Source organism: Neisseria sp. GT4A_CT1, assembly GCF_000227275.1.
Taxonomy (GTDB): domain Bacteria; phylum Pseudomonadota; class Gammaproteobacteria; order Burkholderiales; family Neisseriaceae; genus Neisseria.
Genome location: NZ_JH164971.1, coordinates 1 through 12,317, shown reverse-complemented (window position 1 = coordinate 12,317; position 12,317 = coordinate 1). Strand labels below are relative to the sequence as shown.

The 12,317-nt window shown below is 50.9% G+C and carries 11 protein-coding genes and 2 pseudogenes; 6 read left to right on the top strand and 7 right to left on the bottom strand.

Features of this window, described 5'->3' with window-relative positions; all coding sequences use genetic code 11:
* Window positions 1–3: 3 nt before the first annotated feature.
* From rplW to HMPREF1028_RS11820, 4 genes are all read right to left on the bottom strand, one after another.
* Window positions 4–318, bottom strand: a complete 315-nt coding sequence (gene rplW / locus HMPREF1028_RS11835; protein ID WP_002231529.1) for a 50S ribosomal protein L23 — start codon at window positions 316–318, stop codon at window positions 4–6.
* Window positions 315–935 carry a 50S ribosomal protein L4 gene (gene rplD, locus HMPREF1028_RS11830; RefSeq protein ID WP_002218573.1) on the bottom strand — a complete coding sequence of 207 codons (621 nt, stop codon included), beginning with the start codon at window positions 933–935 and terminating at the stop codon, window positions 315–317. Before rplD ends, rplW begins: the two co-directional genes overlap by 4 nt.
* Window positions 935–1,579 carry a 50S ribosomal protein L3 gene (gene rplC / locus HMPREF1028_RS11825; protein WP_009312985.1) on the bottom strand — a complete coding sequence of 215 codons (645 nt, stop codon included), beginning with the start codon at window positions 1,577–1,579 and terminating at the stop codon, window positions 935–937. Before rplC ends, rplD begins: the two co-directional genes overlap by 1 nt.
* A 336-nt stretch (window positions 1,580–1,915) precedes the next feature.
* On the bottom strand, window positions 1,916–2,419 hold the full coding sequence (locus tag HMPREF1028_RS11820) for a hypothetical protein (protein WP_009312984.1): 504 nt from the start codon (window positions 2,417–2,419) through the stop codon (window positions 1,916–1,918).
* A gap of 379 nt (window positions 2,420–2,798) precedes the next feature.
* On the opposite strand from HMPREF1028_RS11820, the gene pyk reads away from it, so the two are divergent.
* From pyk to HMPREF1028_RS11805, 3 genes are all read left to right on the top strand, one after another.
* Window positions 2,799–4,271, top strand: a complete 1,473-nt coding sequence (gene pyk / locus HMPREF1028_RS11815) for a pyruvate kinase (RefSeq protein WP_003765311.1) — start codon at window positions 2,799–2,801, stop codon at window positions 4,269–4,271.
* Between the two features lie 253 nt (window positions 4,272–4,524).
* The gene (locus tag HMPREF1028_RS11810) at window positions 4,525–4,902 is read left to right on the top strand and encodes a hypothetical protein (protein WP_232203849.1); all 378 of its coding nucleotides are present in this window, start codon (window positions 4,525–4,527) and stop codon (window positions 4,900–4,902) included.
* A gap of 372 nt (window positions 4,903–5,274) precedes the next feature.
* Window positions 5,275–6,687 carry an OmpP1/FadL family transporter gene (locus HMPREF1028_RS11805; protein WP_009312982.1) on the top strand — a complete coding sequence of 471 codons (1,413 nt, stop codon included), beginning with the start codon at window positions 5,275–5,277 and terminating at the stop codon, window positions 6,685–6,687.
* Between the two features lie 295 nt (window positions 6,688–6,982).
* Here the strand turns inward: HMPREF1028_RS11805 and HMPREF1028_RS14950 are convergent.
* Both HMPREF1028_RS14950 and HMPREF1028_RS15220 read right to left on the bottom strand, forming a co-directional pair.
* Window positions 6,983–7,090, bottom strand: a pseudogene (locus HMPREF1028_RS14950) (IS5/IS1182 family transposase); the annotation flags it as partial.
* 78 nt (window positions 7,091–7,168) lie between these two features.
* Window positions 7,169–7,393 (bottom strand): hypothetical protein, encoded by a 225-nt coding sequence (locus tag HMPREF1028_RS15220; protein ID WP_198006989.1) that lies wholly within the window; start codon window positions 7,391–7,393, stop codon window positions 7,169–7,171.
* Between the two features lie 656 nt (window positions 7,394–8,049).
* Between HMPREF1028_RS15220 and efeU the strand changes: the two genes are divergently transcribed.
* The 3 genes from efeU (at window position 8,050) to efeB (ending at window position 11,608) form a co-directional block, all read left to right on the top strand.
* Window positions 8,050–8,886 (top strand): iron uptake transporter permease EfeU, encoded by an 837-nt coding sequence (gene efeU / locus HMPREF1028_RS11790; protein WP_009312979.1) that lies wholly within the window; start codon window positions 8,050–8,052, stop codon window positions 8,884–8,886.
* Window positions 8,887–8,960: 74 nt separating this feature from the next.
* Complete coding sequence (gene efeO / locus HMPREF1028_RS11785) at window positions 8,961–10,124, top strand: iron uptake system protein EfeO (protein ID WP_009312978.1); 1,164 nt, start codon at window positions 8,961–8,963, stop codon at window positions 10,122–10,124.
* A gap of 215 nt (window positions 10,125–10,339) precedes the next feature.
* Window positions 10,340–11,608: an iron uptake transporter deferrochelatase/peroxidase subunit gene (efeB, locus tag HMPREF1028_RS11780; RefSeq protein WP_009312977.1), complete on the top strand. Its 1,269-nt coding sequence runs from the start codon at window positions 10,340–10,342 to the stop codon at window positions 11,606–11,608.
* Between the two features lie 345 nt (window positions 11,609–11,953).
* On the opposite strand, the pseudogene HMPREF1028_RS11775 reads toward efeB, so the two are convergent.
* A pseudogene (locus tag HMPREF1028_RS11775) lies at window positions 11,954–12,317 on the bottom strand (helix-turn-helix domain-containing protein); the annotation flags it as partial.

The following is a 12,317-nucleotide window of genomic DNA, read 5'->3' as shown; positions in this document are numbered from 1 at the left end:
TGTTTATTCCTTATCTGCAGCTGCAGCAGCGGCTTCCAAATCCAACTCTTGACCGGCAGCCAAGCTTACATAAGCTTTTTTAACATCGCTGCGGCGGCCCAAAGTACGACCAAAACGCTTAGTTTTACCTTTAGTGGTAACGGTAGTTACAGAAGCAACTTGAACACCGAACAGCAGCTCAACAGCCGCTTTGATTTCAGGTTTGGTTGCATTTGCCAAAACTTTAAACGTCATTTGGTTGCGTTTTTCAGCCAATACGTTGCTTTTTTCAGAAACGATAGGTGCCAAAATCACTTGAGTCAAACGTTGTTGATTCATACCCATTGCTCCTCTAATTGTGCAACTGCATCTTTAGTGATGATTACTTTTTTGTAACGCAGCAAGCTGTAAGGATCAACTTGTTGAGCTTCCAAAACCAACACGTTTGGCAAGTTGCGTGAAGCCAAGTAAACATTCTCATCGAGCTGTTTGGTTACAAACAGCACTTGCTCCAGACCCAGATTTTTCACTTGTTCAGCAAAAACTTTGGTTTTAGGAGTTTCAGCAGTCAACGCTTCGATCGCAAACAAACGCTCGTCACGGGCCAATTGGGACAGGATAGTCGCCATACCGGCACGGTACATTTTACGGTTTACTTTTTGAGTGAAGTTTTCGTCGGGTTTGTTCGGGAACGCACGACCACCTTTACGCCACAGCGGAGAAGAAGTCATACCGGAACGGGCACGGCCGGTACCTTTTTGGCGCCATGGTTTTTTGGTTGAGTGTTTTACTTCGGCACGGGTTTTTTGAGCACGGTTGCCAGAGCGGGCGTTTGCCAAGTAGGCATTTACCAGCTGATGAACCAACGCTTCATTGTATTCGCGAGCGAACAAAGCATCAGAAACAGACAGACTGCCTGAAACTTGTCCTTTAGCGTCAATTACTTTCAATTCCATTACGCACCTACTTTCACGCTAGGACGAACTACAACATCGCTGTTGACCGCACCCGGAACAGCACCCTTAACCAACAGCAGTTGGCGTTCTGCATCAACACGTACAACTTCCAGTTTTTGGACAGTTGCTTTAGTGTTGCCGTATTGACCAGCCATGCGTTTACCGGGGAACACGCGACCTGGGTCTTGCGCCATACCGATAGAACCTGGAACACGGTGAGAACGGGAGTTACCATGGGAAGTACGTTGGGCACCGAAGTTATGACGTTTGATCGTACCGGAGAAACCTTTACCTTTAGAGGTACCGGTTACATCGACCAGTTGACCGACTTCAAACATAGAAACGGTGATTTCGTCACCGGCTTTCAATTCAGCCAGTTTTTCTTCAGTCAAAGCAAACTCCATCAAACCGCGACCAGCTTCAACACCTGCTTTTGCAAAGTGCCCAGCTTCGGCTTTGTTGACACGGTTAGCTTTTTTCTGACCAAAGGTAACTTGAACGGCAGTATAGCCGTCAGTATCTTTGGATTTTACTTGTGTAACGCGGTTGGCAGACATATCCAAAACGGTTACCGGAACAGAAACACCCTGTTCGTCGAACACGCGGGTCATACCAACTTTGCGTCCAACCAGACCTAAAGTCATGATTATTTTCCTTTTAAAGTAAAGGGGCGGGCTACGATTGGCCTGCCTTCGGACAATGATAAAACTTGGCACATTTGTACCAAGCCCTGAACTATACCACGACAATAAAGAAGTTTTCAAGAAAAATCTTAGGCTTGCCGCAGATTATTTACTATCATCCGAGCGATTTGGGTTTTATCCAATCCATCGATATTCTGTTCTGAATTTTGACAGTCTTAATTGTTGTTCAACGATATAAAAGGTCGTCTGAAATTTCATCTACAACAAAATTTCAGACGACCTCTTCTCAATACATGGTTATTTTACGCTACTCGGATACGTTTTATACCGAGAATGCTATTTCTGCAACTCCGTCGTTGGGTTTTGCTCGGGCTGGCGCGTGTGCAATTTATACCAACCAAACAACCGTACCAAACATAAAAAGGCAATCAAGGGCATACATAAAGCGGAAACCAAATAACGCGGGTTGCCGGTATTGAGGATGTTTCCTCCTGCCGACAGGGTCAATGCGGCATTAAACCATTCCCACAACGAAGGTACGCTGAAAGCCAACACGGCAATCAGTCCGAGCGTTCGGAAAATACCGATGGACAAAATCTGACGTTTTAGCACTGTACGGTTTAGCTGTAACAAGACAATCAATCCGAACCCGATGATGATGACCATGCCACCGTTTGCAACGATTTGCAGGCTGTTGAACGCGATGTCGGGTGTTACCGCCAGTCCGCCGTCTGAAGCAGGAGCCGCTTGCTGCTGAAGGTTAAGTCCTTGAACGATATTTAAAACGAAACCATAAACCATATCGGCAAGCATAATACCTATGGGCAAAGAAGTGAGCATTCGTCTTAGCATGGTTGTGTCTGATAATGATGAAAAAGATATGGATGGAAACTAATGTAGTTTCAGACAACCTATCCACTATACACATCCATTTAAGGAGGGTCGTCTGAAAAGTGGCAGACGGTATTGTAGCGGATTGCCGCCCCAAACGTATGTAAAATTAAATTTAGCCTAAGTCATAAAATCCTGTAATTTTCCACCAATCATTTAACTTTGGGAGTAAAATCCCAAAATATTAATTTGCATCATGATTTACGGCTTGGATGTCTCGACATAAGTTTTAGATTTACAGTTTCAGACGACGTTGGGATGCTATTTTGTAATTTTCTAACAAAGCCGTATGCCATTTATCAACGGATTGACCGAAAGGACGCTTCACATGAGTAATGCAAAACGCGATGTAACCCGCATCAGCCACAACACCAAAATCGTCGCCACGTTGGGGCCGGGCAGCAACAATGTCCAGTTGTTGGAAGACATGATCCGTGTAGGCGGTCTGAATGTCGTCCGTTTCAACTTCAGCCACGGCACGCCTGAATTCCATCAGGAAAACGCCCGCATCGTGCGTGAAGCGGCAAAACGCGCCGGACAGGAAATCGCCATCCTCGCCGACTTGCAAGGTCCGAAAATCCGTGTCGGCAAAATCGCCGGTGGCAGCATCGAATTGAACAAAGGCGAAACGCTGGTTCTTGATGCCGCACTCGAAGGCGAAGGCACTCGCGACGCAGTCGGTTTGGACTACCGCGACCTGCCTAATGATGTCGTTGCGGGCGATGTTTTGTGGTTGGACGACGGTTTGCTGACTTTGACCGTGGAATCCGTTGAAGGCAGTAAGATTGTTACTAAAGTTGAAAACAGCCATGTGTTGAAAAGCAACAAAGGCATCAATAAACGCGGCGGCGGTTTGTCCGCAGGCGCGTTGACCGAGAAAGACTTCCGCGACCTGAAAACCGCGATTGCCATCGGTTGCGACTACCTCGCCATCAGCTTTGTAAAATCCGCCGAAGATTTGCACACTGCCCGCGCCAAAGTCGAAGAAGAAATGAAAGGCAGCACTGCCGTTCGCCCCGGTTTGGTTTCCAAAATCGAACGTGTGGAAGCGATTGAAAACTTGGACGAAATCATCCTCGCCAGCGACGGTATCATGGTGGCGCGTGGCGACTTGGCGGTTGAAGTCGGACACGCAGCCGTCCCCGCCCTGCAAAAACGCATGATCCGCCGCGCACGCGAATTGCGCCGCTTCAGCATTACGGCAACCCAAATGATGGAATCCATGATCACCAACCCCGTCCCGACCCGCGCGGAAGTCAGCGATGTGGCAAACGCGGTATTGGACGGTACCGATGCGGTGATGTGTTCCGCCGAAACCGCCGTCGGCGCGTATCCTTTTGAAACCGTCAGCCAAATGGCGATTATTTGCGCGGCTGCGGAAAAAGAACAAGATTCGCTCAACGGCGTTGCCGAACAGGTCGATTATCCCGAAGCCGTCAGCACCAACTTGGCGATTGCCGGCGGTGCGGTCAGCGTGGCGCGCGCGGTTCACGCCAAAGCCATCGTCGCCCTGACTGAAAGCGGTTCGACCGCCTTCGAAGTCAGCCGCCACAACATCACCTTGCCGATTTTCGCGCTGACCCCGAGCATTTCCGCCCAACGCCGTATGGCGATGTACCGCGGCGTGCGCCCGCTGATTTTGGCGACCAGCACCGACCACGATACCGCGCTGAACGAAGTGGAAGCCATGTTGGTCGAACATAAAATCTTAAGCTCCGGCGACCAATACATCATCACCAGCGGTTCGCAAATGCGCGAATCCGGTTCGACCAATACGCTGGAAGTGTTGCGCGTTAAATAATCGACACGCAAACGGCAGATAAACAAGAGGTCGTCTGAAAACTTGGAAACGGGTTTTCAGACGACCTTTCGTTTTCTTTTGAAGCAAGATTTTTGAGCACTGAAACACTAGGAGTCTATAATTTTTTAAGAACCTCAAGTCTAGGCACAAAGACAGAAAAGTGTGCTGCTTTGAAAGCTGGAGAATATCTAACGGGCTTGAGGGCTAATGTAAGAGCTTCAACCAATCAACTTTCAATAAGAAAGAAATGAATATGCCAAAAGATCAAATGAAAGATAATTTTTTTGACCTTATAGAAGAATTTCTAAATTTATTTAATCAGAGAGATTTTAAACAACTCGAAATCAAATTTCAGATTAACAAAGGTGTGTATGAGGAAATTTTGGAAGAACTGGATGATGAAAATCTTTTAGCTAAAAAATTATCATTACCTCCCAAAGCAATAGCATTGACCGCACGAAATGATAATAGGGCAATATTTGAAACATATGAAATGAATGGTACAGAAGAAGTTATAGGAATCGAATGCTGTTTATATGCAGATAACAAGGAAACTGACCTAACCCTAGAAGGTAGTTTTCATAAAAAAGATGGCAAATTTATTTTTGTTTATCAGGGTATTCGTGCATAAAGCTCTAATAGAGGGAACCAAGTCATCAATAAATCCCGCAATGACATCTTTACCACAGTCCCGCCCTCTCCTATCTACGCAACACACAAGTTTTTCTGAAAGCGTCCAAAAATATTAGGCAAACGCGATAACGTGGTATAGAATCGAGTACCTACACTAATCAAACGGAATGACCGTTAGGAAACAACCGTATTTTGATTGAAAACTGCCGTCCTTCAGCCTCAAAATTCGCGCAAAAGCAGCTTGCAGGATTTCCGCTTCAAAGACCATCGTTTCAATTCAACATGCCGATTCCAAACCGTCAGCCCGCTCCAGACACGGAGGCGTTTGTTTCAGACGACCTCTTTATTATTTACAAGCAGGTACAAGAAAATGACACACTCACCCATCAAACAAACCGTAATCTTACTCAGCGCCGTCTTCTTCTCCGGCGCAGTCCACGCTTCGGGCTACCATTTCGGTACGCAGTCGGTCAACGCGCAAGGCACTGCCAACTCTTCCGGCGCGGAAGCCGCCGACGCATCGACCATCTTCTACAACCCTGCCGGCCTGTCCAAACTCGACAGCAGCCAAGTTTCCGTCAACGCCAACATCGTCATCCCCAGCATCCACTACGAAGCCGATTCCGCAAAATACTATCAAGGCGGCGATGTTTCCGGCTCAAAAAGCGGCAAAATCACCAAAACCACCGTCGCTCCGCACCTCTACGGCGCATACAAAGTCAATGACGATGTAACTTTAGGCTTGGGCGTGTATGTTCCCTTCGGCTCTGCCACCGAATACGAAAAAGATTCCGTGCTGCGCCACAACATCAACAAACTGAGCCTCACCAGCATCGACATCGAACCGGTCGTCGCTTGGAAAGCCAATGAAAACCATGCTTTCGGTGCAGGTTTGATCGCCCAATATTCCAAAGCCGAATTGCGCAAATATTCCGACTGGGATGCTTCCGGCTCCATCAGCCAACTCGCCAGCGGCCTTGCCTCACGCGCCGCCGGCCGCCCTGTCTCCGTCAGTGCGCAAGGCAAATCTGATGGACACGCCGAAGTAAAAGGCCACGACTGGGGCTTCGGCTATCAACTCGCTTGGATGTGGGACATCAACGACCGCGCACGGGTCGGCGTGAACTACCGCTCCAAAGTAACCCACACCCTCAAAGGCTCGGCAGAATGGGAAGCCGACGGCGCATACGCCCGCCGCGCTTGGGATTTGGGCGCGCTTGCCGCCCGCGGCTACGTTCCGCATGAAAAAGCAAGCGTCAAAATTGTAACCCCCGAATCCTTGTCCGTTCACGGCATGTACAAAGCCACCGACAAATTCAACCTGTTCAGCGATGTAACTTGGACGCGCCACAGCCGCTTCAACAAAGCGGAACTGGTTTTTGAAAACACCAAAAACGTCGTCAACGGCAAATCCGACCGCACCGTTATCACCCCCAACTGGCGCAACACTTACAAAGTCGCGCTCGGCGGTTCTTACCAAGTGACCGACCCGCTGCAACTGCGCGCAGGCATCGCCTTTGACCGCTCGCCCGTCAAAAACGCCGGCTACCGCATGAACAGCCTGCCCGACGGCAACCGCATCTGGTTCTCGCTCGGCGCGAAATACCATATCGGCAAAAACCACGTCCTCGATGCCGCTTACAGCCACATCCACATCAACGACACCCGCTACCACACCGCCCGAGCCACCGGCAGCGATGTGGACAGCAAAGGCGCATCCAGCGCGCACTTCAAAAACCACGCCGACATCATCGGCCTGCAATACACTTACAAATTCAAGTAAGCCGTTTGGCACCGACATCAAAAGGTCGTCTGAAAACCGATATCCAGGTTTTCAGACGACCTTTTGCCATAAATTGACATCAGGAATACTTCCTTCCGCCTCCCATCGGACGGGTACACAGAATAAGGACGCCGTCTCAGCCGAACGCAGACAGGATCAATAAAAAACCTCCCTGTTTGGAAGACCAGGGATAGGTGCTTGATTTATCAAATTGATAATTATGACGAACTTTTTACCCCGGCCCCTGCCTTAAGAAGTAAAGCAGTCCAATTATGCGAACTGTCCGCCATAAACGATATAGTGGATTAACTTTAAACCAGTACGGCGTTGCCTCGCCTTGCCGTACTAGCTGTACTGTCTGCGGCTTCGTCGCCTTGTCCTGATTGAAATTTAATCCACTATAAAGGGCTCCAAAGTGAATGAATAATTTCCAAATATTTTTGTTTCTAGGCATCTTGATGATGCTTCTCACCATCCTTCTCTACAAAAATGGCTGGGTAAAACCCGTCAAACCCGCTGAATCCGACAGCCGTCCTCCGATTTTCTGGATTTCGATAACGGTCGTCGTCATGCTCGGCATCATTTCTTTAATCAGGTGGATGGGATGGTAATTGGCGAGAAGGGAAAGGTCGTCTGAAACCTCGATATTCGGATTTTCAGACGACCTTTTTGTTTGGCTTATTGGTGTTCCAATATTCCCAGACATACGGACAAACAGCGTTTCCGGGAAAGCGTATTACGTTGATTCGCTTTGTTTTGCGGTAAATTCTGACGCTACCTTTTGGCTTGTTTAAATAATGGCTTACTGATGAAATAATAAAAATTATTTGCATTTGTGCGACTCCGTTTATAAACTCTTACTTTTAAGACAGGCAGATGGCGGTACTTTGTCAGACTTGGGATAAAGAGACGGCGGAATTAAATATCCGATAGATATTTTTGGCGTATCAGACAGTATTTCAAACCCGATACTTTCAAACAAAATTTCTACTGCCCTGTCTAACCGGGGTCGTCTGAATTTTTTAGAGAGATTTGTCATGTCCGTCATGTTGATACCGATAGCCCTTTTCTTCTCTTTCTTCTTTTTTGCCTTACACCGCGCTATCGCGCCCGATAGGGTGTTGGACGGTGACACGCTCATTTGTTTTAGCTGTAACAAGTTTTTCAGCCGCGAGCTTTTGTATTACGGAACGCGGGGCGTATTTGTTTATCGCGCTGTCCGAGGGGAAGCCTGTGGTTCGGCCATGAAGGTTTCAACAGGCTTCATGAACATTTGCTGCGTGTGAATTCGAATGCGGTGAAGACAAAATGGGCTGGTTTTGATCCCCATCTGGACATTAAGTTTTAAGGTTTGTTTTATATATGTTGATTGCTTTTTTGATTATGTTGCGCGAGGGCATCGAGGCGGCTTTGATCGTCGGTATCGTCGCGGGTTTTTTGAAACAGTCGGGACATTCGCGGCTGATGCCTAAGGTGTGGCTGGGTGTGGCTTTGGCTGCGCTGATGTGTTTGGGCATCGGATACGGCATCCATTCGGCAACGGGCGAGATTCCGCAGAAGGAGCAGGAATTTGTGGTCGGCGTTATCGGTTTGGTGGCGGTGGCAATGCTGACTTATATGATTTTATGGATGAAAAAAGCCGCCCGTTCGATGAAGCAGCAGCTTCAGGATTCGGTTCAGACGGCCTTAAACCGCGGCGACGGCCAAGGCTGGGCTTTGGTCGGCATGGCTTTTCTGGCTGTGGCACGCGAGGGGCTGGAGAGTGTGTTTTTCCTCTTGGCGGTGTTTCAGCAGAGTCCGACTTGGTCTATGCCCGTCGGCGCGGTATTGGGGCTGCTGGCCGCAGTGGTCATCGGCGCGCTGATTTATCAGGGCGGTATGCGTCTGAATCTGGCAAAGTTTTTCCGCTGGACGGGCGCGTTTTTGATTGTGGTGGCCGCCGGTTTGGTGGCCGGTTCGCTGCGCGCGCTGCATGAGGCGGGTGTGTGGAACCACCTGCAAGAAGTGGTGTTTGATTCTTCCAAATACCTGCATGAAGACAGCCCGATGGGCGTGCTGCTCGGCGGCTTCTTCGGCTATACCGACCACCCGACGCAGGGCGAGGTGCTGGCGTGGCTGCTGTATTTGGTTCCGGTCATGATTTGGTTTTTGCACGGCAGCAGGCCCGCCGCGGTGCAGAGGTCGTCTGAAAGCCATTAGAGACTGTCGACAGCCCCTAGTGGCGCTTAAAAACTCCGTATCTCATTCTTATCAACATGCCAAAGAGGTTTGAAATGAAAAAACTCAATATAACTGCTTTATCCGTGATGCTGGCTTTGGGTCTGACCGCGTGTCAGCCGCCCGAAGCGGAAAAATCCGCGCCTGCCGCGTCAGGTGCATCAAGCGCGAATGCCGACGGCACCGTCAACGTCGGCGTGAACGACACTGCCTGCGAACCGATGGAACTGACCGTACCGAGCGGACAAGTCGTGTTCAACATCAAAAACAACAGCGGCCGCAAGCTCGAATGGGAAATCCTCAAAGGCGTGATGGTGGTTGACGAACGCGAAAACATCGCTCCCGGACTTTCCGACAAAATGACCGTTACCCTGCTGCCGGGCGAATACGAAATGACCTGCGGCCTCTTGACCAACCCGCGCGGCAAACTGGTCGTTACCGACAGCGGCTTTAAAGACACCGGCAACGAAGCCGATTTGGAAAAACTCGCCAAACCGCTTGCCGACTATAAAGTTTACGTCCAAGGCGAAGCCAAAGAGCTGGTTGCCAAAACCAAAGCCTTCACCGACGCCGTCAAAGCGGGCGACATCGAAAAAGCCAAATCCCTGTTTGCCGCCACCCGCACCCACTACGAACGCATCGAGCCGATTGCCGAACTCTTCAACGAACTCGACCCCGCCATCGACGCGCGTGAAGACGACTTCAAAGATAAAACCGAAGACGCGGCCTTCACCGGCTTCCACCGCATCGAACACGCCCTGTGGGTCAAAAAAGATGTATCCGGCGTGAAAGACATTGCCGACAAACTCATGAAAGACGTTGAAGCCCTGCAAAAAGAAATCGACGCCCTCTCCTTCCCGCCGAACAAAGTCGTCGGCGGCGCGGCAGTGTTGATTGAAGAAGTTGCCGGCAGCAAAATCAGTGGCGAAGAAGACCGTTACAGCCACACCGACTTGAGCGACTTCCAAGCCAACATCGAAGGCGCGCAAAAAATCGTCGAACTCTTCCGTCCGATGATTGCCGAGAAAAACAAAGCCCTGCTCGAGAAAGTCGATGCCAACTTCAAACAAGTCACCGACATCCTCGCCAAATACAAAACCAAAGACGGCTTTGAAACCTACGACAAACTCAGCGACGAAGACCGCAAAACCCTTCAGGCACCGATTAACGCCCTTGCCGAAGACCTGAGCCAACTGCGCGGCACACTGGGTCTCAAATAAACTTTTGACCCGCCCGTTTCAGACGACCTTTTGAGATACAAGGGGTCGTCTGAAAACTTATCGCTGATGCCCTCTCCCACGGAAAGGGAAAGGCCGTAGCGTGGGCTTTGCCCGCGAAAACCCCAATACAGCCCTGTGGGTCGGATACTTGTATCCGACAAAGCTCAAACCGCGACACACCTTGCCGCCATGCCAAAATACATTCAGGACAAACCATGAGCCAAGACAACTCACAACCCGCCCAACCGACCAAACGCACCCTGTTCAAAACCGTCCTTGCCGCAGGCGCAGCCGGCGCGGCAGGCTGGTTCGCCGGCAAACAACAAGGCGAAACCGCCGCCGAGACCCGTCTCAACGAACACTCCCCGCAAGCCTACCCCTGCTACGGCACGCACCAAGCCGGCATTACCACCCCGCACCAACTCTTCGGCATCATGTGCGCCTTCGACGTAACCGCCAAAGACCCTAAACAACTCGAAAACCTCTTCCGCACCCTCACCGCCCGCATCGAATTCCTCACCCAAGGCGGCGAGTACCAAGACGGTGACGAAAAACTCCCCCCCGCAGGCAGCGGCCTGCTCGGCAAAACATTCCGTCCCGACGGCCTCACCATCACCGTCGGCGTCGGCAGCAGCCTCTTTGACGACCGCTTCGGACTCAAAGACAAAAAACCCCGCCACCTCCAAGAAATGCGCGACTTCCCCAACGACCGCCTCCAAAAATCATGGTGCGACGGCGACCTCAGCCTCCAAATTTGCGCCTTCACCCCCGAAACCTGCCAAGCCGCCCTGCGCGACATCATCAAAAACACCGCCCAAACCGCCGTCATCCGCTGGAGCATAGACGGCTGGCTGCCCAAAGCCGAACCCGGAGCCATCGCCGCCCGCAACCTCTTAGGCTTCCGCGACGGCTCCGGCAACCCCGACGTATCCGATCCTAAAATTGCCGACCAAGTCCTCTGGACAGGCATCGCCGCCAACAGCCAAGACGAACCCGCCTGGGCGAAAAACGGCAGCTACCAGGCCGTCCGCCTCATCCGTCACTTCGTCGAATTCTGGGACAGAACCCCCTTGCAGGAACAAACCGAAATCTTCGGCCGCCGCAAATACAGCGGCGCCCCCATGGACGGCAAAAAAGAGAGCGACACCGCCGACTTCGCCAAAGACCCCGACGGCAAAACCACCCCCAAAGACAGCCACATGAGGCTGGCCAACCCCCGCGACCCCGAGTTCATGAAAAAACACCTGCTCTACCGCCGTGCCTTCAACTACTCCCGCGGCCTCGCCGCCAACGGCCAGCTCGACGTCGGCCTGATTTTCATCTGCTACCAGGCCAACCTCGCCGACGGCTTCATCTTCGTCCAAAACCTGCTCAACGGCGAACCGCTGGAAGAATACATCAGCCCCTTCGGCGGCGGCTATTTCTTCATCCTCCCCGGCGTCGAAAAAGGCGGCTTCCTCGCCCAAAGCCTGCTCAGTGCGTGAACACAGATTTAGGATAAACCAACCCGTAGCATGGGCTTTGCCCACGACCTTTCACCGAACATCCGAATCCAATTATCCCTGTTCATTCTGACGGCGCAGAGGTCTTATCCGTAAAAACTCTCCCTGCAAAAAGGTCGTCTGAAAACTAAGTATTCCGGTTTTCAGACGACCTTTCCCTCAAATGGGCACAGGCTTGGGACAAACCGAACCCGTAGCGTGGGCTTCGCCCACGACCTTTTCCCCAAACATCCGAATCCAATCATCTCTGTTTATTCATGTATAGAATCCACGCTACGGGCGGCTTGGTTTTTAATCAGCATTATGAACCGTCATTCCCGCGCAGGCGGGTTTGCTGCATATTCTGAGGTTTTGCCACAAAGTGCCGCCGTTGCTTTTGTCTTGGCGGAGGTAGCGGTAAACGGTACTGTGATGGAGCGTGATCCCGTAGTGTTTGCGCAGGTAGGCGCATACTTGTTCGGGACTGAGTTTGCGGCGGATAAGGGTGTCGATGTGTTGAATCAGCTGCGAGTGGAGCTTATAGGGTTTTCGCTGGCGCTGTTTGGTAATCCGGCTTTGCCGTTGGGCTTTTTCGGCACTGTATTGCTGTCCTTGGATGCAGTGCCGCTTGATTTCGCGGCTGATGGTGCTTTTGTGGCGGTTAAGCTGTTTGGCGATTTCGGTGACGGTGCAGTGGCGTGACAGGTATTGG

Excerpts from the sequence above, each read along its gene's own strand:
- HMPREF1028_RS11810 (WP_232203849.1), top strand. The coding sequence starts at position 4,525 with ATGCCAAAAGATCAAATGAAAGATAATTTTTTTGACCTTATAGAAGAA.
- HMPREF1028_RS11805 (WP_009312982.1), top strand. The coding sequence starts at position 5,275 with ATGACACACTCACCCATCAAACAAACCGTAATCTTACTCAGCGCCGTC.
- efeU (WP_009312979.1), top strand. The coding sequence starts at position 8,050 with ATGTTGATTGCTTTTTTGATTATGTTGCGCGAGGGCATCGAGGCGGCT.
- rplC (WP_009312985.1), bottom strand. The coding sequence starts at position 1,579 with ATGACTTTAGGTCTGGTTGGACGCAAAGTTGGTATGACCCGCGTGTTC.
- HMPREF1028_RS15220 (WP_198006989.1), bottom strand. The coding sequence starts at position 7,393 with ATGTCTGGGAATATTGGAACACCAATAAGCCAAACAAAAAGGTCGTCT.
- efeB (WP_009312977.1), top strand. The coding sequence starts at position 10,340 with ATGAGCCAAGACAACTCACAACCCGCCCAACCGACCAAACGCACCCTG.
- HMPREF1028_RS11820 (WP_009312984.1), bottom strand. The coding sequence starts at position 2,419 with ATGCTCACTTCTTTGCCCATAGGTATTATGCTTGCCGATATGGTTTAT.
- pyk (WP_003765311.1), top strand. The coding sequence starts at position 2,799 with ATGAGTAATGCAAAACGCGATGTAACCCGCATCAGCCACAACACCAAA.
- efeO (WP_009312978.1), top strand. The coding sequence starts at position 8,961 with ATGAAAAAACTCAATATAACTGCTTTATCCGTGATGCTGGCTTTGGGT.
- rplD (WP_002218573.1), bottom strand. The coding sequence starts at position 935 with ATGGAATTGAAAGTAATTGACGCTAAAGGACAAGTTTCAGGCAGTCTG.
- rplW (WP_002231529.1), bottom strand. The coding sequence starts at position 318 with ATGAATCAACAACGTTTGACTCAAGTGATTTTGGCACCTATCGTTTCT.